This is a genomic window from Duganella sp. Root198D2 (genome assembly GCF_001428585.1).
Taxonomy (GTDB): domain Bacteria; phylum Pseudomonadota; class Gammaproteobacteria; order Burkholderiales; family Burkholderiaceae_D; genus Rugamonas.
On record NZ_LMIC01000034.1, the window covers coordinates 147063 to 167461 of the forward strand.

General features: G+C 64.8%; 18 protein-coding genes and 1 tRNA gene. 15 read left to right on the forward strand and 4 right to left on the reverse strand.

Features of this window, described 5'->3' with window-relative positions:
• Nucleotides 1–18 precede the first annotated feature (18 nt).
• The 15 genes from tilS to ASE26_RS20865 all read left to right on the forward strand — a co-directional run bounded on the left by tilS (nt 19) and on the right by ASE26_RS20865 (nt 12668).
• Nucleotides 19–1341, forward strand: a complete 1323-nt coding sequence (gene tilS, locus ASE26_RS20795; RefSeq protein WP_055925722.1) for a tRNA lysidine(34) synthetase TilS — start codon at nt 19–21, stop codon at nt 1339–1341.
• 136 nt (nt 1342–1477) lie between these two features.
• Nucleotides 1478–2725 (forward strand): aspartate kinase, encoded by a 1248-nt coding sequence (locus ASE26_RS20800; RefSeq protein WP_055925725.1) that lies wholly within the window; start codon nt 1478–1480, stop codon nt 2723–2725.
• 91 nt (nt 2726–2816) lie between these two features.
• A tRNA-Ser gene (locus ASE26_RS20805) sits at nt 2817–2909 on the forward strand.
• A 68-nt stretch (nt 2910–2977) separates the two neighbouring features.
• Nucleotides 2978–3484: a hypothetical protein gene (locus ASE26_RS20810; protein ID WP_055925727.1), complete on the forward strand. Its 507-nt coding sequence runs from the start codon at nt 2978–2980 to the stop codon at nt 3482–3484.
• Nucleotides 3485–3623: 139 nt separating this feature from the next.
• Nucleotides 3624–4070 carry a type II secretion system major pseudopilin GspG gene (gene gspG, locus ASE26_RS20815; RefSeq protein WP_055925730.1) on the forward strand — a complete coding sequence of 149 codons (447 nt, stop codon included), beginning with the start codon at nt 3624–3626 and terminating at the stop codon, nt 4068–4070.
• A 15-nt stretch (nt 4071–4085) separates the two neighbouring features.
• Nucleotides 4086–5279: a type II secretion system F family protein gene (locus ASE26_RS20820; RefSeq protein ID WP_057246861.1), complete on the forward strand. Its 1194-nt coding sequence runs from the start codon at nt 4086–4088 to the stop codon at nt 5277–5279.
• 89 nt (nt 5280–5368) lie between these two features.
• A complete protein-coding gene (locus tag ASE26_RS20825) occupies nt 5369–7006 on the forward strand; it encodes a GspE/PulE family protein (RefSeq protein ID WP_200953758.1) in 1638 nt (545 codons plus the stop codon).
• The gene (locus ASE26_RS20830; protein WP_156397863.1) at nt 6987–7772 is read left to right on the forward strand and encodes a hypothetical protein; all 786 of its coding nucleotides are present in this window, start codon (nt 6987–6989) and stop codon (nt 7770–7772) included. Before ASE26_RS20825 ends, ASE26_RS20830 begins: the two co-directional genes overlap by 20 nt.
• Nucleotide 7773: 1 nt before the next feature.
• A complete protein-coding gene (locus ASE26_RS20835; protein WP_057246862.1) occupies nt 7774–8295 on the forward strand; it encodes a PilN domain-containing protein in 522 nt (173 codons plus the stop codon).
• Nucleotides 8292–8840, forward strand: coding sequence for a hypothetical protein (locus ASE26_RS20840; protein WP_055925741.1), 549 nt, complete (start codon nt 8292–8294; stop codon nt 8838–8840). The genes ASE26_RS20835 and ASE26_RS20840 overlap by 4 nt, the downstream gene beginning before the upstream one ends.
• A gap of 24 nt (nt 8841–8864) precedes the next feature.
• Nucleotides 8865–9407 (forward strand): hypothetical protein, encoded by a 543-nt coding sequence (locus ASE26_RS20845; RefSeq protein ID WP_055925744.1) that lies wholly within the window; start codon nt 8865–8867, stop codon nt 9405–9407.
• Nucleotides 9404–11272 carry a secretin N-terminal domain-containing protein gene (locus tag ASE26_RS20850; protein ID WP_055925748.1) on the forward strand — a complete coding sequence of 623 codons (1869 nt, stop codon included), beginning with the start codon at nt 9404–9406 and terminating at the stop codon, nt 11270–11272. The genes ASE26_RS20845 and ASE26_RS20850 overlap by 4 nt, the downstream gene beginning before the upstream one ends.
• Nucleotides 11269–11745, forward strand: a complete 477-nt coding sequence (locus ASE26_RS20855; RefSeq protein WP_055925750.1) for a type II secretion system protein — start codon at nt 11269–11271, stop codon at nt 11743–11745. The genes ASE26_RS20850 and ASE26_RS20855 overlap by 4 nt, the downstream gene beginning before the upstream one ends.
• A complete protein-coding gene (locus tag ASE26_RS20860) occupies nt 11735–12160 on the forward strand; it encodes a type II secretion system protein (RefSeq protein WP_082507119.1) in 426 nt (141 codons plus the stop codon). The genes ASE26_RS20855 and ASE26_RS20860 overlap by 11 nt, the downstream gene beginning before the upstream one ends.
• The gene (locus ASE26_RS20865; protein WP_057246863.1) at nt 12147–12668 is read left to right on the forward strand and encodes a type II secretion system protein; all 522 of its coding nucleotides are present in this window, start codon (nt 12147–12149) and stop codon (nt 12666–12668) included. Before ASE26_RS20860 ends, ASE26_RS20865 begins: the two co-directional genes overlap by 14 nt.
• On the opposite strand, the gene ASE26_RS30820 is transcribed toward ASE26_RS20865, so the two are convergent.
• From ASE26_RS30820 to ASE26_RS20885, 4 genes are all read right to left on the reverse strand, one after another.
• A complete protein-coding gene (locus ASE26_RS30820) occupies nt 12586–13143 on the reverse strand; it encodes a hypothetical protein (protein WP_156397864.1) in 558 nt (185 codons plus the stop codon). The genes ASE26_RS20865 and ASE26_RS30820 overlap by 83 nt on opposite strands.
• Before the next feature lie 84 nt (nt 13144–13227).
• Entirely contained in the window at nt 13228–15141 is a 1914-nt protein-coding gene (locus ASE26_RS20875; RefSeq protein WP_057246864.1) for a M12 family metallopeptidase, read from the reverse strand.
• Nucleotides 15142–15171: 30 nt separating this feature from the next.
• Complete coding sequence (locus ASE26_RS20880) at nt 15172–17022, reverse strand: M4 family metallopeptidase (RefSeq protein WP_055925766.1); 1851 nt, start codon at nt 17020–17022, stop codon at nt 15172–15174.
• A gap of 128 nt (nt 17023–17150) precedes the next feature.
• A complete protein-coding gene (locus ASE26_RS20885; RefSeq protein ID WP_057246866.1) occupies nt 17151–20300 on the reverse strand; it encodes a BTAD domain-containing putative transcriptional regulator in 3150 nt (1049 codons plus the stop codon).
• Nucleotides 20301–20399 lie beyond the last annotated feature (99 nt).

Sequence of the window (20399 nt, forward strand, 5' to 3'; positions counted from 1 at the left end):
CGGTTTACCGGTTTCAGTATGCGCACCCAGCAAATCCTCCAGCAATCCCTCGCCGACCTCCCGCCAGGCCCCATCGCCATCGCTTACAGCGGAGGCCTGGACAGCAGCGCCCTGTTGCACCTTGCCGCCGCGAGCGACCGAAAAGTCTACGCTTTCCACATCCACCACGGCTTGAGCCCCAACGCCGACGCCTGGGAAGCCCACGCGCGTGCCGAATGTGAACGCCTGGACATCACCTTCGCCAGCCGCCGCGTCACCCTCGACGACCGCAGCGAAGCCTCAGCCCGCAAAGCCCGCTATGCAGCATTAGGCGCGTTATGCACCGAGCATGGCGTGCACCTGCTGCTCACCGCCCACCACCTGGACGACCAGGCTGAAACCATCCTGCTGCAGCTGCTGCGCGGTTCCGGTGTTGCCGGCCTGTCCGGCATGGACGCCTCCAACCGCGCCGCCGGCCTGCTCGGCACCAGCGCAGTGCTGCTGGCCCGCCCGCTATTGCAGGTCAGCCGCGCGCAGCTGGAAGACTACGTGCGCGAGCACGCCATCAGCCACATCGAAGACGAGTCGAACGCAGACCTGCGCTACGCCCGCAATGCGCTGCGCCACGAGATCATGCCCAAGCTGGCGCAAGCCTATCCGGGCTACCAGGAGCGCTTTGCCCGCAGTGCGCGCCACGCCCAGGCAGCCCAGCGCCTGCTGACCGAGCAGGCGGCCGACGACCTGCACGCTTGCCTGGCCGGTGAAGACAGCCTGGATATGGCGCGCGTACGCATGCTCAGCGCCGACCGCATCTCCAACCTGCTGCGCCACTGGTTCGCCGAGCGCGGCATCCGCCTGCCGTCTACCAACTGGCTGGCCGAGATGCAGGAGCAGGCCCTGACCGCGCGCGACGACGCCAACCTCAAGGTTGTCCATCCCGACTGCGAAGTGCGCCGTCACCGCGACCGCCTTTACCTGGTTCCGCGCCGCGCCGAGGCTGACGCCGAGCAGCGCGAAGCCTTCCGCTGGAACGGGGAGGGCAGTATCGACTTCCCTGAATTTGGCGGTACGCTGCATTTCGAGCTGGCCCCGGTCGGCCTCGACCCGGACTGGCTGCGCCAGCAGATGCTCACGATCGAGCTGCGCAAAGGCGGCGAAAAGCTCAAGCCTGCCCGCAATCGCCCCACCCGCACCCTCAAACAGCATTACCAAACCCTTGGCATCCCGGCCTGGGAGCGCGAGCACCTGCCGATGGTATCGATCCCCGGCGATATCCTGTATGCCGCCGGTATCGGCATGGATTGCCGCAAACTGAGCTCCAGTCCAGAGCATCGTTTGGTATTTCGCTGGGAAACCAAATAATTTTTGCCGACATCTGTCTAGACATATGAACTTATGCCAATTAGGTATGAGTGTATGAGCTTTTTGACTTGAGATTTTGCAACGCAGCATGTAGAGTAAAGGGCTCCCTTTATCACATCAATGCGGAAAAATCAGCATGGCTTTAATCGTTCACAAGTACGGCGGCACGTCGATGGGCTCGACGGAACGCATCAAGAACGTCGCGCGTCGCGTCGCCAAATGGCACGACGCGGGACACCAGGTGGTCGTAGTACCGTCGGCAATGTCCGGCGAAACCAACCGCCTGATTGCCCTGGCCAAGGAAATCCAGAACCCGCCCGACCCACGTGAACTGGACATGCTTGCCTCCACCGGCGAGCAAGTGTCCGTGGCCCTGCTGTCGATGGCGCTGCAAGCGATCGGCAAGGACGCCATTTCCTACACCGGCTGGCAAGTAGCGATTAAAACCGACTCCGCCTTCACCAAAGCCCGCATCCAGTCGATCGACGACGACCGCGTGCGCGAAGACCTGGAGAAGGGCCGCATTGTGATCATTACCGGTTTCCAGGGCGTTGACGAGAACGACAACATCGCCACCCTGGGCCGCGGCGGTTCCGATACTTCGGCCGTGGCGATTGCCGCCGCGCTGAAGGCGGCCGAATGCCTGATTTATACCGACGTCGATGGCGTCTACACCACCGACCCGCGCGTGGTTTCCGAAGCGCGCCGCCTGAAAGCGATCACGTTTGAAGAGATGCTGGAACTGGCTTCGCTGGGTTCCAAAGTCCTGCAAACCCGCTCGGTGGAATTCGCCGGCAACTACCGCGTACCGACCCGCGTGCTGTCCTCGCTGACCGATCCGCTGATGGATCTGGCGGAAGAAGCCAGCTCGGGCACCCTGATTTCGTTTGAGGAAGACCAAAACATGGAACAAGCAGTCATCTCCGGCATCGCCTTCAACCGCGACGAAGCCAAAATCACCGTGCTGGGCGTGCCAGACCGTCCAGGTATCGCTTACCACATCCTGGGCCCGGTGGCCGAAGCCAATGTCGAAGTCGACATGATCATCCAGAACCAGGCTGTCGACGGCAAGACCGACTTCACCTTCACCGTGTCGCGCAACGACTACCAGAAGGCGATGGATGTGCTGCACAACGAAAAAGGCGAAATCGGCCACCACACCCTGGTGGGCGACGCTAAAGTGTCCAAGATCTCCGTGGTCGGCGTGGGCATGCGTTCGCACGTTGGCGTGGCTTCCCAGATGTTCAAGACCCTGGCGGAAGAGGGCATCAACATCATGATGATCTCCACCTCCGAGATCAAGATTTCCGTCCTGATCGACGAGAAGTACATGGAGTTGGCCGTGCGTGCGCTGCACAAAGCGTTCGAGTTGGAAAAAGAGTAAATATTTCCAAAAAAACTGCAGTATTTACCTTGACCAAAGCGGTCTCGGTCTTTAATATTGCGGTCGCGTTGACGCAGTAACATATCAACGAGGAGACGTGGCCGAGTGGCCGAAGGCACCTCCCTGCTAAGGAGGCATACGGGCAAAACCTGTATCGTGGGTTCGAATCCCACCGTCTCCGCCAGATTCAAGCGAAAAGCCCCGAGGAAACTCGGGGCTTTTTGTTTTCTTACTCAACAACAAGGAATCGATATGAAGTTGATCTCCGCAGTCTTGCTTGCCGCCTCGCTTTTGACTAATGCCCAGGCAGGCAACCCGAACCCGGATGCCAAACAGGTCGCGGCAACGCACGACCTTCTGCAGGAGATGCAAGCCGAAAAGATGATGCGTATGACCGCCGGCATGAGCCACTATGCATCCGAAGCTGAGCGCAAGAAGGTGATGGATAAGGTGATCGCAACGCCGTCGGAAACCATCTACACGGGGCTGGCAACGCCTGTGGCCCGCCTCCTCAGCCCGGAGACCGTGAGCGAGATGACGCGCTTCTACCAGTCCAGCTACGGCAAGAAGGTGCTCGACAACATCTACAACAGCGGCGCGCAGCTCTATCCCACCGTGCCCAAGGCGACGCCCGCCGAGCAGGCCGAGTTGAAGAAGCCCGCCTACATCAAGGCCGATCGCGAATTCAAGGCGAACGACCAGGCGATCCACCATGAAGTCTTCGTGCTGCTGAAGCAAATCATCAACCCGAAGAAGTAGTACAGTCTTTGCGGGATTCTTTAGGGCTGCTGAACTAAGCGTTTAGCGTGCCTCGCTTGTTGCCGAATTCCTGAAATGCTCCAATGGGCACCCGTCGCTGCTTGCGGCGGGTTGTTGCCACCCATTTGCTGCTGACAGAATGAACGTAACCTTGCACCACCGGCCGGCGCGCCGGTCAAAGCGCCGTTTCCACGGCTTCACCTTGCTTGAACTGCTGATTGCACTGGTCATCATTGGCCTGCTGGTCGGCGTTATCGGTCCCAACCTGTTCAAGAACCTGGGCAAATCCGAAGTCACCACTGCGCGCGCCCAAATGGATGCCATAGCCAAGGCTGTGGAGGCGTATCGCCTTGACAACGGCCACTACCCGCGTGGCGAGCAGGGACTGGCGACGCTGAACACTGCTCCGTCGGATGAGCCGAACTGGCGCGGCCCCTATATGCGCAAGGGCGTGCCGAACGACCCCTGGGGCAATCCTTACCAATACCGCCAGCCGGGCGCCGAAGGGCGCGAGTTCGACATCATGTCGATGGGGCGCGATGGACGTCCTGGCGGCAGCGGCGACGATGCGGACCTGGTTCACTGATCCAGGCAACGCGGAATGTCCCAGCTGTATCGCTTGATCACACAGGACCCGGCCGGCCGCATGGCGAGCCTGGCGCTGGCGGCCGCCTCGGTGGAGGAGGCGCGCGCGCAGGCCGCCGCACGCGGTCTGAAAGTGCTGGGCGTGAGCGGTGCGCCTGCCAAAGCCGCGTCGTGGCAGCGCGGCCCGCGTTTCGACCTGATGCTGTTTGCACAGGAACTGGCGGCCTTGCTCGAGGCGGGACTGGCGCTGACCGAGGCGATCGAGGCGCTGGCCGAGAAGGAACTGCGGCCGCACATGAAGGCCGAGCTGGATGCCCTGCGCGATGCGCTGTACCAGGGCCATTCGCTGTCACAAGCGATGGCCGCACGCGGCGCGACCTTCCCGGACCTGCTGGTGGCCAGCGTGCGCGCCAGCGAAACCACGGGCGACCTGGATCGCGCGTTAGGGCGGTACATCAGCTACCAGGAGCAGGTGGATGCGCTGCGCAAGCGGCTGGTCAGCGCCGCCACATATCCGGCCATGCTGCTGGTGGCGGGGGGCGGCGTGTGCGCCTTCCTGCTTGGCTACCTGGTTCCCAAGTTCTCGCGCATTTACGACGGCTTGCATAGCGACCTGCCGTTTGCTTCGCGCCTGCTGCTGGATTTCGGCGGCATCATCGAACGGCACGGCAGCCTGGTGCTGGCGGCACTGGCCGGCGCGATCGTCGGCCTGGTCATGCTGCTGCGCATGCCCGCTACCCGCGCGCACCTGGGGCAGTGGGCATGGCGCAGTCCGGGCCTTGGCACCAAGCTGAAACTTTTCCAATTGGCGCGCTTCTACCGCGCGGCAGGGATGCTGCTATGCAGCGGCATTCCGCTGGTTACCTCGTGCGAACGCGTGGCGGACCTGCTGCATCCGAGCTTGCGCGCTGCTTTACTGCAGGCGGTGGGGCAGCTCAAACAGGGGCAGCCGCTGGGCGACACCATGGCTGTTGCCGGGCTTACCACGCCGGTCGCCCTGCGCCTGATCCGGGTGGGGGAGCGCAGCGGCAAGCTGGGCGAAATGCTGGAACGCGCCGCCGCCTTCCATGACGACGAACTGGCGCGCTTTGTCGATATGGCCACCAAGCTGATCGAGCCTTTGCTGATGCTGTTCATGGGTGGCTTTATCGGCCTGATCGTGGTGCTGATGTATTTGCCGATCTTTGACCTGGCGGGAGGCATGCAATGAAAGACAGAAGGCTGGTCGGACGCAATGAGCGGATGGCCCCCCAGGTGCCGGCGCGCAAACGGCGGCTCAACCTGCTCACGCCTGCGCAGATGCAGTGCGCGCGCGACAAGGCGCAGCAGGATGGACTGGGCCTGCAGGCGGCACTGGCCACGCTGGTACGCAGCTCGCCGGATATGGTCCTGGTTGCCTTGTCCGAAACGCTGGGCATCCCGCTGCTGGCGCACCAGAAACTGCCGGAATTGAATCCCGATTTTTCGCGCCTGCCGTTCACGGAAGCGCTGACGCGGCTTTGCCTGCCGATCCTGCACAAGGGCATGCTGTTCGCTATCGTTGCCGATCCGCTGCAACCAGGCTTGATGCATTGGCTGGAACAGAAGCTTGACGGCAGCTACCAGCTGGCGCTGTGCGACTACGAGGCGCTGAAGCAGCGCTTCGCGCAACTGGAGGAGGGCCAGCGCGCCATCGATGGCGTGCACTCGCAGGGCGAAAGCAAGAAGCGCGGCGAGGTGGTCGAGGTCATCACGCTGGAGCGCATCGATGCGGAGAACAGCGCCCCGGTCAAGCTGGTGAACTCCATGCTGTATGACGCCTTGAAAAGCGGCGCCAGCGACATACACATCGAGTGCGAACCGGAAGGCCTGCGCATCAAGTACCGGATCGACGGCGTGCTGCACGGCGCCAACCGGGTGGCCGGCAGCGAGCTGGCGCTGCAGGCGGTGTCGCGCCTGAAAGTGATGAGCGAGCTGGATATCGCAGAAAGGCGCGTGCCGCAGGACGGGCGTTTCAGAGCCGTTATCCTGGGGCGCGAAGTCGACTTTCGCGTCTCGGTAATTCCGTCCATCCATGGCGAAGACGCGGTGCTGCGGGTGCTGGACAAGCAGGCCGTCGCAGGCCAGATGGATGGCTTGACGCTGGAGAGCTTGGGACTGGATGCTGTCACGCGCGCGCGCATCAGCTCCCTGGCGGCAGAACCATACGGCATGCTGCTGGTGACCGGGCCGACCGGTTCCGGCAAGACCACCACACTGTATGCGGCCCTGACCGAAGTCAATACCGGCGACGACAAGATCATCACCATCGAGGACCCGGTGGAGTACGAATTGCCAGGTGTGCTGCAGATTCCGGTCAACGACAAGAAAGGCCTGACCTTTGCGCGCGGCCTGCGCTCGATCCTGCGCCACGATCCAGACAAGGTGATGGTGGGAGAGATCCGCGATCCGGAGACAGCGCAGATTGCCGTGCAGGCTTCGCTGACCGGCCACCTGGTGCTGTCGACCGTGCACGCCAACTCTGTGTTCGACGTGATCAGCCGCTTCCTGCATATGGAGGTCGATCCATACAGCCTGGTGTCGGCCTTGAACGGTATCGTCGGCCAGCGCCTGGTGCGGCGTAACTGCCCGCGGTGTTCACAGGCTTACCGTCCGTCACCGGAGCTGATCATCCATTCGCGGGTGCAGCCGGCGGCGCTCAAGTATTTCAAGTTCATGCGCGGCAGCGGCTGCCCGCACTGCCGCAACACCGGCTATGCCGGCCGTATCGCCATCGCCGAAGTGCTGGAGCTGAACGACAGCCTGCGCGAACTGATCGTCAAGCAGGCGCCCATGGCCGACATCAAGGCCGCGGCGCGCGCCAATGGCACCAGGCAGCTGCGCGAAGTGGCGCTGAAAGCGGTGGCACGCGGCCAAACCACACTGGAGGAAATCAATCGTGTCACTTTTGTCCGCTGAACGCGTGCGGCTCGCCGTCGGGGCCGAGCGTATCGACTGCGTGCGCTTGCACGGCTGGCGCGGCAAGCCCGGCGAGTCGATGTCGTGCGCCCTGGCATTGCAGGACGGTGCGCCGCAGTTCGCCGAAGTGGGGGAGTGGCTGGGAAAAGCCGGCGGCCGGCTGGAAGTGGTCGTGTCGAACACGTGGGTGCGCTATGCAATCGTGCCGTGGCAGGATGCGCTGGGCAACGAAGCGCTGGCCATTGATTTCGCACGCGCCCTGTTCCAGCAGCAGTACGGCGATGCCAGCACCGGCTGGCGCGTGACGCTGACGCCTTTTTACCCGCGCCGGCCGCGCGTTGCGGTGGCGCTCGATGAACGCTGGTTTGCAGCTATCGAGGCTTTGGCCGCGCGCTGCGGCCTGCGGCTGACGGCCGTGCGGCCGTCGCTCGCCGCGGTATTGGGCCGGATCAGCCGCCAGCTGCCGCAGGATGCCTTGCTGGCCATGGTGGAGCCGCGCCGCCTGGCTATGCTGCAGCTGGCACAGGGGCAGTGGCACAGCGTGCATAACCGCATGCTGCCGGCCAACTGGGCGCTGCACCTGCCGGGATTCATCACCCAGGCGCGCGCCGCCCTCGGAGCTTTCAATACGCCGCTGTTCATCATCGCGCCGCAGCATGACCGGCCGGACTTGGGCCTGTTGCAAGGAACCTGGCTGCGTTTGCCTCCGGGTTCCCATTTCGATCCGCGCCGCGACCAGGTGCTGTCCATGTGCCTGGGAGTTTGAGATGCCCGCAGTACATCTGGATTTTGTGCGCCGCGACGGCAGCAGGGCGCTTGGCGTGGCCGTGCTGCTGGCCGGCCTGGCAGGCGCCTTGGGCGCGAGCTATGCGTACACCAGGGCCGATGCCGAACGTGCGCAGGTTGAAGGGCAGCTGTGGCGCTTGCGCGCGCCGCCGGCGCCGGTGCCGAAAGGCCTGGCGGAGTCGTTCGCCGCGGCCGATCGCCTGGCATTGCAGTTCCGCCGTCCGTGGGAGCAGTTGTTCCTGGCGCTGGAAGCCATCAGCCTGCCGGGCGTACGCCTGACGCAGATCCTGCCCCAGCCTGCGGGTGCGCACAGCCAGTTGCAGCTGTCGGGCGAGGCGGATCGGGCGGAGGACCTGTACGAGTACCTGCGCCGTCTTGCGGCCAGCGGCGAACTGCGCGACGTGCACCTGGTGCAGCAGCGCTGGGACGAGCAGTCCCGCATCAGCCAGTTCCAGCTTGCCGCAAGCTGGGAGCAGGCGCCGCGGCCAAAGGCAGCGCCATGAAGTCCTGGCTGCAATTCGGCTGGAAGCAGCTCGGGCCTGCCGGGCGCGTCGGCGCCTGGCTGCTGCTGGCTGCGGCTTTGCTGCTGGCCGGGCGCGTATTGCCGGCATGGCGCCAGGCATCGCTGCTGGCAACAGAACTCCAGGAAGCGAGCGCGAAACAACGCTCCGCCGCCCCGCCTTCCTCCGCACGGCCTTCGCTGCAGGATTTCTACCAGCACTTCCCGAAGTTCGACGTGTTGCCGGACCAGCTGGCGCAGCTGGACGCGGCCGCCGGATCGGTCCAGCTCAGGATCGGCGCTGCGCAATACCAGCTGCAGCCGGTGCCGTCGCTGGCGTTGCAGCGCTACCAGGTGGCCTTGTCCATCGGCGGCGACTACGCCAGCCTGCGCGCCTTCCTCAACATGGCGATGAATGAGGCCAGCAACGCTACGCTGGATGAGACGCGCTTCGAGCGCGACGCCAAGGGGCAGCAGGTGACGGCTCACCTGCGCATCAGTTTTTATTACCAGGCGCCGCCGCCTGCGCCGGGGAAGGGCAGGTCATAGCACGTGGACGCAAGGACGAAAAAGATGTTGCTGGCGCTGGCCGCCGTGCTGTTGCTGTCGGTATGGAGCATATGGCAGGTGCCGGATGAAGATGAAAGCCCGACGGGCGCCCAGGCCGCCACGCAGCCGGCGGCACCGGCAAGGCCCGAGGCAGGCACAGTGCTGGTGCAGGATGAAGCGCGCGCTTCCTGGCGCGGGCACCTGCGGCCACTGGCCGGAACGCCGGTGGCGGGCGACCCGTTCCGCCTGGAGAGCGGTCCCGCCGCGGCAGAGGCGGTGCTGCCAGTGCCGCGGCAGGGAGCACGTGGCAATGCCGGCGGGGCACGCCAGGCGCGCGTGGTGGAACCGGTGCCCGAGCTGCCATTCCCGTTCGCCTATCTCGGCAAGCTGGAACGCGATGGAATGCTGGATGTCTACCTCGATAGCGGCGGCACACCCATGATCGCGCGCCCCGGTCAGGACCTGCCCGGCGGCTGGCGCTTCAACGGCATCGAAGCGGGGGCGCTGGCTTTTACCCACATTTCCTCGAACCAGAAAAAGACCTTGTCCCTGAAGGTGAACCCATGAATGCCATTCCAATCCGCCTGACACTCCTGGCATGCTGCGCCTTGCTGGCCGCCTGCAGCACTTCGTCGGAACGTACCTTCGTCCACGCGCGCCAGATGCTGGCTGATGGCCGCAGCGAAGAAGCGCTCGCCAACCTGGAGCAACTGGCGCAGTCCGACGCCGCCAATGCGGAATATCGGAAGTACTGGCTGCGCCAGCGCGAGATCGCTACCGACCGCCTGCTGCGCAATGCCGCGACCCAGGCCGCCAACCAGAAATTCGACGAGGCCCAGGCCAGCTATGAAGCAGTGCTGCGCATCCAGCGTGATCATCCACGCGCCGTGCTGGGGCTGAAGACGCTGGAGCGCAGCAGGCTGCATGCAGCGCAACTGGACGATGCGGCGGCTGCGTTCCAGAAAGGCGATGCGGAACACGCCCGTTTCCTGACCAGGCAGGTGCTGCTGGAAGCGCCGCGCGATGCGCGCGCGCGCAAGCAGCTGGCGGAACTTGATGCCGCGCGCAACCGGCAGGACCTGGCGCCGGTCGCCATGTCGTCGGCCATGAACAAGCTGGTAAACCTGGAGTTCCGCAGCGCGCCGCTGCTGTCGATCTTCGACATGCTGGGACAGAGCACCGGCATCAATTTCGTGTTCGACAGCGACGTCAAGCTCGATGCCCGCGCCACCATCCTGGCCCACGACACGCCGCTGATCGATGCGCTGGGCGTCCTGCTGTCCGGCAACGGCCTGGCGCGCCGCGTCCTGAACGACAATTCGATCCTGATTTACCCGGCCACTCCGAACAAGATGAAGCGGCTGGAGGCGCTGAACGTCAAGACCTTCTATCTCAATAACATCGATGCCAAGGTGGCCAGCGGCTTGATCAAGACCATCGCGCGTACGCGCGACATCCATATCGATGAAAAAATGAACTCGGTGACGATCCGCGATACGCCGGCCGCCATCGCCGTGGCTGAGAAGCTGATCGCCGCCAACGATATCGCCGATGCGGAAGTGATGCTCGAAGTCGAGGTGATGGAGGTGGCGCGCGAAAAGATGAATGACCTGGGTTTGCAATTCCCGGACACCGTCGGCCTGGCTTTACCGCTGTCGTCCGACGGTACCCAGCTGTCGCTGAACGGGCTGAAAGGCGTGGGCCTGCGCGACATGCCGCTGCGGGTCGCCGATCCCGCCCTGGTGCTGCGCATGAAGAGTACGGACGGCGATACCAACACGCTGGCCAATCCGCGTATCCGCGTCAAGAACAAGGAGAAGGCCAAGATCCATATCGGCGATCGCGTGCCCGTGATTACCACCACCACCAACCCCGCCTCGGGCTCGATTGCCGAATCGGTCAATTATCTTGACGTCGGCCTGAAGCTGGATGTGGAGCCGCAGGTGTACGACGACAGCGAAGTGGGTATCAAGCTTAGCCTGGAAGTCAGCAACATCGTGAAGGAAGTGGCGAGCAAGACCGGCCTGCTGACCTACCAGATAGGCACGCGCACTACCAATACCGCGCTGCGCCTGAAGGATGGCGAAACGCAGATCCTGGCGGGCTTGATCAAGCGCGACGAAATCGAGTCTGCACAGCGCGTGCCGGGCCTGGGCCAGCTGCCGGTGCTGGGCCGGCTGTTCTCTTCGCAGCGCAGCCAGCATAGCAAGACCGAGATCGTACTGCTGATTACCCCGCGCGTGCTGCGCGGACGGGAACTGCCGGCAGCGGAGGTCAGCGAGTTTGCCAGCGGTACCGAGGAAGACGTTGGGGGCGACTTGCTGCGGTTGCCGAAGCGCGATGCACGCGTCGCTTTACCTCAGCAGGGCGCCGCACCGCTCGCCACGCCGGAAACGGCCGTCGCGCAACCGGTCCCTGGCGCGCAGCAATGATCCGGTACACCAGGGGCTTTACCCTGATCGAACTGCTGGTGACGCTGTCGCTGCTGGGGCTTATTGCCGGCGCCGCGATGCCGCTGACGCAGCGGCTGGCACTGCGCACGAAGGAAGCGGAGCTGCGCGACAACCTGCGCGAAATCCGTGCCGCGCTGGATGCCTACAAGCGCGCTACGGAGGAAGGCAGGATTGAAAAGAAGCTGGGCGGCAGCGGCTATCCGCCCAACCTGCAGGTGCTGGCGGCCGGCGTGCAGGACCGCACCGCGCCGGACGGCAAGCGTCTGCTGTTCCTGCGGCGGATCCCGCGCGATCCATTTTTCCCCGATCCTGGCGCGGCGCCGGAAAGCACCTGGGCGCAGCGCGCTTACGCATCGCCAACGGATGCACCGCAGGCGGGGGAGGATGTCTACGACGTGACATCCCTGAACGAGGGCCGCGGCTTGAACGGAGTGCCGTACCGTGAATGGTAACCGGGGGCGGGGATTCAGCCTGCTTGAGCTGCTGGTTGCCATGGCCATCATGGCCACGCTGCTGAGCATCATTGCGCCGCGCTATATGGGCCATATCGAGCGTGCCAGGGAATCCGTGCTGAAGGACGACCTGGCCACCTTCCGCCGCCTGATCGACCAGTACCACAGCGACCGCGGGGCCTATCCGGATTCGCTGGACGAGCTGGTGAGCCTGCGCTACCTGCGCGAGATTCCTGTCGATCCGGTCACGGACCGGCGCGACAGCTGGCTGGTGGTGGCGCCGGCGCAGATGGCGTCTGAACTGCCGCCGGCGGCCGGGCCGGTCAATGTTGAAGCGCCGCGCGGCAATGTGGCTGATGTGCGCAGCGGGGCGGCTGGTACCGGCAGCGACGGGAGGCCGTATGCGCAGTGGTAAGCGGCAGCAGGGCATGGCCTATCTATGGATGCTGGGTGTGCTGGCCGTAATGATCCTGCTGCTGGGACGTGCGGTGGAAGTCGATATCACGCAAGGCGAACGCCTGCGCGAACGGCTTTTGCTGCAGGTGGGCGGCGAATACCGGCGCGCCATCGAGAGCTATGTGCAGGCGCCAGGCGGCAACGGGCAGTATCCGCGCAAGCTGGAAGACCTGCTGCAGGACCCGCGCTTTCCCGTCGCGGTACGCCATTTGCGGCGCCTGCGGCCGGACCCGGAAACGGGCGGGGAGTGGGCCCTGCTGCGCGGACCGGACGGCGCCCTGGTCGGGGTGGCCAGCAATTCGGCGCGTGCGCCGCACAAGCGTACCGGCTTCGATACCGCCGATGCGGATTTCGAAGGCAAGCCGACGCTGGCCGAATGGCGGTTTATATACCAGGCTGGCGCGCCGGCGCCTGTCCAGCCGCTGCCGGCAACGGGAAGTCCAGCAAAATCCGCAGTGGCTTTTTGACCACCGTCTCGCTGTGGCAGATGCCGGCCACGTCGTCCAGCCGGCATTCCTCGCCGCCGCTGCGTTCCACCACAACCCTGTAGCGGGTCAGCACGGCTTCCGCCCGCAGTCGTCCTGGCTGCGCGGGCAGGAAGCGCAGCCTGCCATCCCCCCCGCCGTCCGCCTGCAGGTGTGCAGCGGCCATGCCCTGGCCTTCCGGCCAATACAGGTCGCCATAATGGAATGCCTTGGCCATGGCCGCGGCATTCGGCGCCGACAGCGGCAGGTCGCCGTCGAAGGAAAGGTAGACCTGGCGGCCATTCTCGTCGATGTACAGGGCGCGGTAATCGACCGTGCCGGCACAGTCCTGGCCCGGCGGACATTGCAGGACCAGGGATGTTGCAGATTGCCAGAGGTGCTGCGGTCCGCTCTCGGCGGCGCAGGCGGTCAGGTTAGCGGTCAGCAGGCAAGACAGGAGGGAGCATAGGTAGCGCATTTTGGAACATCCTTTTGCACACGATGTTAACGCAAAAAAGCCGGCACGGCGGGAGGGGGCCGCCGTGCCGGTTAAAGGGGACGATTACTTGACCGGCTTGATGCCCGGCTTGGCCGACAGCATCCAGTTGCTGCCGCTGGCTGCCTGGCTGACGGCTGCACCGTCGGCATCAGCGGCGTTCAGCGCCAGGCTGCCGGCACGGGTGGCCAGCTGGTAGCCGGTAGCCGAAGCCTTGGCGCAGAACTGCTGGCTTTGCGCGGCGGTTGCGGCAGCCAGTACGACTTGCGCACCGGCGTTGCCGCCCTGGGTATCGAGCGCCAGGCGCGACGCCTTGCTGACGATCGCGTAGAAGCCATCGGCATTGCGCTGCAGGTTCCACACTTGCGCGCCGCCATCGGGCCAGACCAAGCCTGGCGCGCCGGCCATGTCGGCCGCCGGTACCAGGGATTTCTGCTGGCCTGCAGTGGCAATCAGGTAGTCGCGCGTGGTGTCGAGTACCACATCGCACTTGGCGCCCGGTGTGGTGCCGCCGCCCGTGTTACCGGATTCCACCCAGTAGGACTTGACGCCGCCCCAGATGAATGGCTTCTGTTCGGTGCAGGTGCCCGGCACGCAGGACTTGCCGTTGATGAAGTAGTTGGTGACAGCCACGCCGTTGAAGAACACCTTGAAGGTGTAGTTCTTGCCGCCCAGGGATACCACGTCGCCGCCGCGGTATTTCACGGTCAGCTCGAACGGTTTGCCCGAAGTGCCGCCACCTGGCGTTGTGCCACCGCCGCCCGGGGTGGTGCCGCCGCCTGCGCCTTTCAGTACCGTGACCTTGACGGCCGCCGTCACGTCCTTGCCTGCGCTATTGGTCGCATGCAGCACGATATTGGCCACGCCGGAAGCGCCTGCGACCGGGGTGACGGTCACCGGGCGCTGGTTGCCAACCGCAGCGCCGACCACCAAGCCGCTGTTGGCGATCAGGGCGGTATTGTCCGACTGGGCACTGAACTTCAGGCTGGCCAGGTCGCCGGCAGGCGCCGAAACGTCCATGGTCAGCTTGCCGCTCTTGTCCTGGTCGAAGGTCAGTTCCTTTGCGCTCAGGGCGATCTTCAGTTCCACGGTGCCTACTTCGCCAGGGTAGGTGGCGCGCAGGGCGGCGATGTCCAGCGGGCTCAGTTGCGTGCGCTGGCCCATGCGCTTCGGATCGACCGCAGGATCGACCGGTTCGATGGTCGGCTTGCCGTTGGCGGAGAAGGCCCACGACGGGTAGTGCATGACCGAGTCCAGGTCGTATGGACCGTTCAGTACCACCTGGTCCTGGCGCATCTTGGTGAACTGGCTCTGCATCGAGGACGAGATATTGTCGGTGTTGACTTTGACGTAGGTGTCGCGGTCCGGGCGCATATGTTCGTGCATCCAGCCCAGGGCGTGCATCGATTCGTGCGCCGCCACGCCGGACTTCTCGCAGCCGTCGCCGATCGAAATGGTCTGCTCGCCGCCCACCATGCCGGCGTACGACCAGCAGCCGCCGGAGGAGGTGTACTTCACATAGTTAGGTTCGTTGGTGCGCTTGACGAAGCGGATCGCGGTGGAATCAGTGATCAGCTTCATGCCGGCCGCGATGGCGTCCAGCTTCTTCTGGGTCAGCAGCGGATCCAGCGTGTAGTACAGCGTGTTGTTCGGCCAGCGGGTCGCAGTCTTATAGACGTTGTCCATCGCCACCAGTGCGCTCTGGTTGGCGGACTTCCTGGTCCAGTTCTCGACGAACAGCGGTGGAATGCCGCGCGCCTGGATGTCCTTGTGCTTGCCCAGCACGATGTCGCCCAGCATGGCGCGGTCGTCCACCACTTCATAGGTCAGTACCTGGTCGGTGCCCTGCACCATGGCGCTGGCAGTGACCGGGCGGCGCGCCTGCGTCAGTTCGGGGTTGTCGACCGGATCGGCAAAAGCCTGTCCCGCCAGCAGGGCCGCCGCAACCGCGCCGGCCATCAATTTCAGTTCGAATTTCATCTGTGTCTTCCTTGGTATTTTGTGCAGCGCTTAGCGGGTCACGGCGATCACGGACAGGCCGTTGACAGCGGCGCCGGCGGTGACCAGGATCGAATAGGTGCCGGCTTTGGGAGCCTTGACCAGTACGAGTTCGGCATTGCCCGAGGTGGTGGAGCTGGCGTCGAAGCTGGCAGTGGTCGGCATGGTGCTGCCGGCCTTCAGGTAGACGTTGGCTTCGCCGCTGCCGTTACCGGTACGCACGGCCAGGAAGCTGGCGCCGGCAGGAACGGTGACGGTGTATTGCAGGTTGCCGTTGGCGGCAATAGCCTGGCCGGTCAGGGCGACGCCGCTGCTCAGCGGCTTGATGCTGCCGGTGCCGCCGCCGCCCGTGGTGCCGCCTTCGCAGCTGACGCCGACCACCGTGAATGCATTGGTCACTTCGGCGTGCGGATAGCCCTTGTCCTTGGCCGCCTGCACGACGCCGCATGCGCCTTCGTTGAAGGTGCTGCCGGCTTTCCAGTACATGGAGTTCGCCAGCAGGAAGATCTCGAATGCCTTGCGCGCGGTCCAGCCAGGCGTGCTGGCGAGGGTGGCGAAGGCCTTGTTGTACACGCCGCTGGAGTAGTGCACGTTCAGCGAGGAGGTGAATTTGCTGGCGTGGCCGATCGACTTGCCGTCCTGCTCAGGATTGAGCATGTAGCGCAGCGCCTTGCCCTGGGCCTTGACGATCTCGCCGCCGATCAGGAAGGTCGGCTTGCCGAGGAAGTATTCTTCCGCTGCCTGTGCCGCCATGTCGGAGAAGGCTTCGTTCATGCCGCCCGACATGCCGCTGTAAATCAGCTTTGAATGCTGGCCGGTGAAGCCGTGGCTTACCTCGTGCGCCAGGACGCCCAGCGATACCAGCGGGTACATGCCGCTGCCGCCGTCGCCGAAGGTCATCTGGCGGCCGTCCCAGAATGCGTTCGAGTAGCTGTTGCCGTAGTGGACACGCACCGACAGCTTCTGTTCGATCGGGCGCACGCCGTACCAGTCGCGGTACATATTGAACAGCACATTGCCGTAGCCCTGGCCATCGTTCTCCGGCGAGAAGGCGCCGTTGATCGGACGCTCGTCGTTGTTCGGCATGCCGGTCGTCGGGCAGCTGGCCAGCTTGAACGGCGTGGTCACGGCGGCCGTGCCGTTCTTCATGTCGATGGTCATGACATTGGCGCTGTCGTAGCTGCAGTCGTCCATGATCTGCAGCGGCTTGTATTCCTTGCCGTAGTGGTAGGCGCCGGTCTTCTCGTTGCCGCCGATGCCGGTGGCTTCACGGTGCTGCAGGTCGTCCCACTGCTGCAGGATGGCGCCGCTGTTGGCATCGAAAATGAAGGTCGGGCGCGATGGCAGGTCGCCATGCAGGAACACGGACGCGATGTAGATGAACTGGGCGCGGCCGTTCCTGTCCATCTGCACATACAGCTGGATGTCGTCATGCTCGGCCTTGGAAACATCGCCGCCCTGGCTGCGTACCTGGGCCAGCAACAGCCGGCGCGCGTCGGCGCTGGACAGCTTTGGCTTACCTTGCGGCAGGTCGGCATCGAGGCCTTCCAGCAGGGTGCCGCTGACGAACTGGGCGCCGGCGTCGCCGAAGGCGCCCTGGCGGTCGCGCGACTGCTCTGCCACCACCGGGGACTCGCCCCACACCGGCACATTGTGGAAGAACTGTTGGTAACGCACCTTGCGCTTGCCGTCCGCAGTCATGAAGGCGGAGCTGGTCGGGCGCACATCGGCACCGGCCACGGCGTCGCGCTGCACGCCCTTGGACAGGTCAACACGGGTAGCTGCAAACGCCGGGGAAATGCTCAATACGGCAAGGGTTAGCGCCGCCAGGCGGAATTGCCGGCGGTTGAGTCTCTGTTTCATGTCTTGTCCTTGTAAATGACTTCACCAGAAGCCGGACAGCATTCAAACATTTGTATTTCCTTGCAGCAATTGGCGCACGCTACATTGATTTCTTAGTAGCGCTACACAATGCCAAGGCGGGAAGGAAGTCAGGCGGCGTCGGGCGGCAGGCCAAGCGACTGGGCCAGCGCCGATGTTTCAGGCGAGGGTTGCTGGTTGAGGACGATCGACAGGACTTCGCGGCAGCGGCGGTAAATGGCAAAGGCGGCGGCCGGATCGCGGCGCGCCTGGGCGCAGCGCATCATGCCGCGATAGGCTACTTCCGCCAGCGGTTCGGCTTCGTTGGCGCGGGCATAGACTTCGTGCGCCAGCGGCCATTGCTGCACCGCTTCCAGGCGCTGGCCGAGGGCATCGGCCGCGTGCAGGAAGCGGCTGCGGCAACGCTCGCGCATGGGGAGCAGGCAGACCGTGTCGTCGCCTTCGCAGAACGGGCCGCGGTACAGGTCCAGCAGTTCATCGGCACAGGAACGCAGTTCCGCCAGCGGTGCTTGCGGCGGCAGGCTGTCGATGCGGTCGCACAGGGCGAACAGGGCGTCGACGTCGGACCACAGCTGGCGCCGGTCCAGGCTGGCCTTGGCGCCGGAGACCAGCAAGGCGGCGTCGTTCTCCAGCAGCTTGCGCAGGCGGTGGATGGCCGCGTTCAGCGCTGTCTTGGGCGCAGCCACATCGGCCCACAGCTGCATCAGGGCCGACAGCGGGCGTCCGGCGGTGCCGCTGCCAAGCAGTGATTTGAGCAGCAGCAGGGGACGCTGCTGCGTCTTGCCGCCGGCCGGCAGTGGTGTGCCGTGCAGCGCAACGCTGAAGCTGCCCAGTGTGCGCACCGCCACCGGCCACGGCCAGTGCCTTACCGCGTGCGCCGGCGGCGGCAGGCATTGGCGGCGGATGATCTGCCGCACGTGTTCGACTTCCATGTCCAGGCTAAGGGCCAGCGCGGCGATTTCGCTGGCCAGCTGCGGCAGGCGCACGTAAAAGCCATGGTGACGGCCCATGCGGTGCGCCTGCATGGCAGGGCCCATCAGTGCTGCAGCGCCCTCCAGGTCGCCGCGCTGTGCGCAGGCGTAGGCCTGCAGGAAGCCGCGTCCCAGCTGCGACACCGCCAGATCCAGGCCATAAGCATCCTCGATGGCGCGCTGCGACCACTGGTCGGCGGCGTTGAAATCGCCCAGCAGCGCGTAATGGCCGGCGATCAGCCGTTCGAAGCGGGCCCTTTCCAGCGCACTGGTGGCGTGGTTGTCGATGCCGCGTTCAAAACCGTCCAGCAGCATGCGCAGGCCGCAGGCGGTGTCGCCGCTCTGGCGCAGGTATTCGCCTTCCAGCATCGCCAGGCGTGAGGACTTGTAGGGCGTGAGCGGCATCAGGTGCTGCCTGGTCTGCTGCAGCCATTCGCCGGCCGGCTCCAGTTCGCGCAGCGTGAGATGGACCAGGGTGTTGAAGTAGGTGATGTTCAGGCGCCAGCGATCCAGCCCGTATTCGTCGACCAGGCGGCGGTTGAAATCGAACAGGTCGCGCGCCTCCTGCAATTCGCCGTCCAGGTTCAGCATGCGGAAGGCCGCCCACTGCACCGCGTGCAGCCGGGCATAGGGATTCAGCGCGTCGTTGTGCATGTTCTGGCGCAGCGCTGCCAGCAGCACCGCTTCCATGCCGGGCGCCAGCTCGATCCAGTGCGACGCCAGCAGGACGATGCCGATTACGTCGAGCACCCGGCCGTAGTTTTCGATCTGCCGCAGGCCGTTGACACAGGTCTCGACAATCGCGCCGAACACGCGCTGGTCGGGCGCGCGCCCGCTCGAGATCAGCGCCAGGATCAGGCGCGACTGGATGCGCACGGAGATCTCCAGATCGATCGCCCCGGCATCGACCTGCGCCAGCCCGGCCAGCATGACCTCGATCCAGTGCGTCATCGAATCGGAATCGCGCCAGCCGTACTGGAAATACGAATTGTCGACCAGGGTGGCCGCCGCCATCAGCTGCCATTGCACGTCTCCCTGGGCGGCAAATTCGGCCTCGGCCCGTATCAGCAGCGGACGCGCGCGCAGCGGCTCCACCGGGTTGAGCATCACGCCTTGCCAGAACCACAGCCTAGGATTGTTCTCGGTCACCGCTGGCGGTACCCAGCTATGCCAGTGCAGCCACGATTGCGCACGGCCGGTGCCCATCATCTCGTAGGCATGCTCCAGCAGCAGGGCCACGATCGCATCGTAGGCGCCGCTGTCGCGGTACAACTGCAGCGCCTCTTCGGTGCGGCCCTGGCGGTTGAGGATGTGGGCCGCGCGTGCCAGCAGCGCCAGGCGTTCCGGCGGCGGCAGCTGCTGCCGCGCCACGTGCTGCAGGAAGTCGCGGAACAGGGCGTGGAAGTGGTAGATCGGCTGCGGCCCGCCGCGCCGGTCGATGAACAGGCGGTTGCGGTACAGGTGGTCCAGCGTGTGGCGGATGGCGGGGTCCTGGCTCAAATGTTCGGCATCCTCGGCCGACACCGCGGGCAGGCAGGACAGCATCATCAGGTGGCGCTGCACCGCCGCCGGTGCGCGTTCGAAGATTTCGCCGGCAAGGTAGCGGAAGATGGCGTCGTGCCCCTCCAGCGCAGGCATGGCGCCGTCCCCGTCGCGCGCCGCATGGTCGCGCATGATGACGATGCCGGCCGCCCAGCCATCGGCCCGCGCCAGCCAGGCCGGATCCAGCGGCTGGCCATCGGCGCTGGCCAGGGCGCGCGCTTCGTCTTCATCGAAGCGCAGGGTTTCCCATGCCAGGGTGGCCAGGCTTGCGTCCAGTTCAAAACGCGCCAGGCGCGGCGGCGGCGCGTGGCGGCTCAAGGCCAGCAGGGTGATGCCGTCCGGGATCTCGCTGCAGGCGATTTCGAACAGTTGTCCCAAGTGCTCCCAGTCGAACTCCTGCACATTGTCGAATACCAGCACGCTGCCTGGCGCCAGCTGGCCGAAGAACGCGCGGAAAAAGATGCGCGCAAAGCGTGGAATGTCGCCGCACAGCTCCGGCCGCAGGCTGGGCAGGCCGGCGCCGCGCTCGCCCAGCATCTGCGCCAGGTAAAAAAATAGCGAGGCCGGGTCGGCGTCGCCATTGTCGATCTGGTACCACAGGGGAGGCTGGCCAAGGTGCCGCAGGTAGCTGGCCGCCAGGGTCGTCTTGCCGGCGCCGCCCGGCGCTGTCAGCCACACCAGCTTGTGGCGCTGGCGCATGGCGCCAAGCACATCGAACAGGCGCGGGCGCGGCAATGCCTCATGCATATGAGGACATGACAGTTTAACAACATTCAGGGCTGGCTCGGCAGTACGCATGGGCTGGCGAAGGTGCAATTTGGCAACATTTTATAACTTTTCGAACGA

Excerpts from the sequence above, each read along its gene's own strand:
- ASE26_RS20800 (WP_055925725.1), top strand. The coding sequence starts at position 1,478 with ATGGCTTTAATCGTTCACAAGTACGGCGGCACGTCGATGGGCTCGACG.
- ASE26_RS20875 (WP_057246864.1), bottom strand. The coding sequence starts at position 15,141 with ATGAAATTCGAACTGAAATTGATGGCCGGCGCGGTTGCGGCGGCCCTG.
- ASE26_RS20820 (WP_057246861.1), top strand. The coding sequence starts at position 4,086 with ATGTCCCAGCTGTATCGCTTGATCACACAGGACCCGGCCGGCCGCATG.
- ASE26_RS20810 (WP_055925727.1), top strand. The coding sequence starts at position 2,978 with ATGAAGTTGATCTCCGCAGTCTTGCTTGCCGCCTCGCTTTTGACTAAT.
- ASE26_RS20835 (WP_057246862.1), top strand. The coding sequence starts at position 7,774 with ATGCCCGCAGTACATCTGGATTTTGTGCGCCGCGACGGCAGCAGGGCG.
- ASE26_RS20865 (WP_057246863.1), top strand. The coding sequence starts at position 12,147 with ATGCGCAGTGGTAAGCGGCAGCAGGGCATGGCCTATCTATGGATGCTG.
- ASE26_RS20850 (WP_055925748.1), top strand. The coding sequence starts at position 9,404 with ATGAATGCCATTCCAATCCGCCTGACACTCCTGGCATGCTGCGCCTTG.
- ASE26_RS30820 (WP_156397864.1), bottom strand. The coding sequence starts at position 13,143 with ATGCGCTACCTATGCTCCCTCCTGTCTTGCCTGCTGACCGCTAACCTG.
- ASE26_RS20855 (WP_055925750.1), top strand. The coding sequence starts at position 11,269 with ATGATCCGGTACACCAGGGGCTTTACCCTGATCGAACTGCTGGTGACG.
- ASE26_RS20825 (WP_200953758.1), top strand. The coding sequence starts at position 5,369 with ATGCAGTGCGCGCGCGACAAGGCGCAGCAGGATGGACTGGGCCTGCAG.
- ASE26_RS20880 (WP_055925766.1), bottom strand. The coding sequence starts at position 17,022 with ATGAAACAGAGACTCAACCGCCGGCAATTCCGCCTGGCGGCGCTAACC.
- tilS (WP_055925722.1), top strand. The coding sequence starts at position 19 with ATGCGCACCCAGCAAATCCTCCAGCAATCCCTCGCCGACCTCCCGCCA.
- gspG (WP_055925730.1), top strand. The coding sequence starts at position 3,624 with ATGAACGTAACCTTGCACCACCGGCCGGCGCGCCGGTCAAAGCGCCGT.
- ASE26_RS20845 (WP_055925744.1), top strand. The coding sequence starts at position 8,865 with ATGTTGCTGGCGCTGGCCGCCGTGCTGTTGCTGTCGGTATGGAGCATA.
- ASE26_RS20885 (WP_057246866.1), bottom strand. The coding sequence starts at position 20,300 with ATGCATGAGGCATTGCCGCGCCCGCGCCTGTTCGATGTGCTTGGCGCC.
- ASE26_RS20840 (WP_055925741.1), top strand. The coding sequence starts at position 8,292 with ATGAAGTCCTGGCTGCAATTCGGCTGGAAGCAGCTCGGGCCTGCCGGG.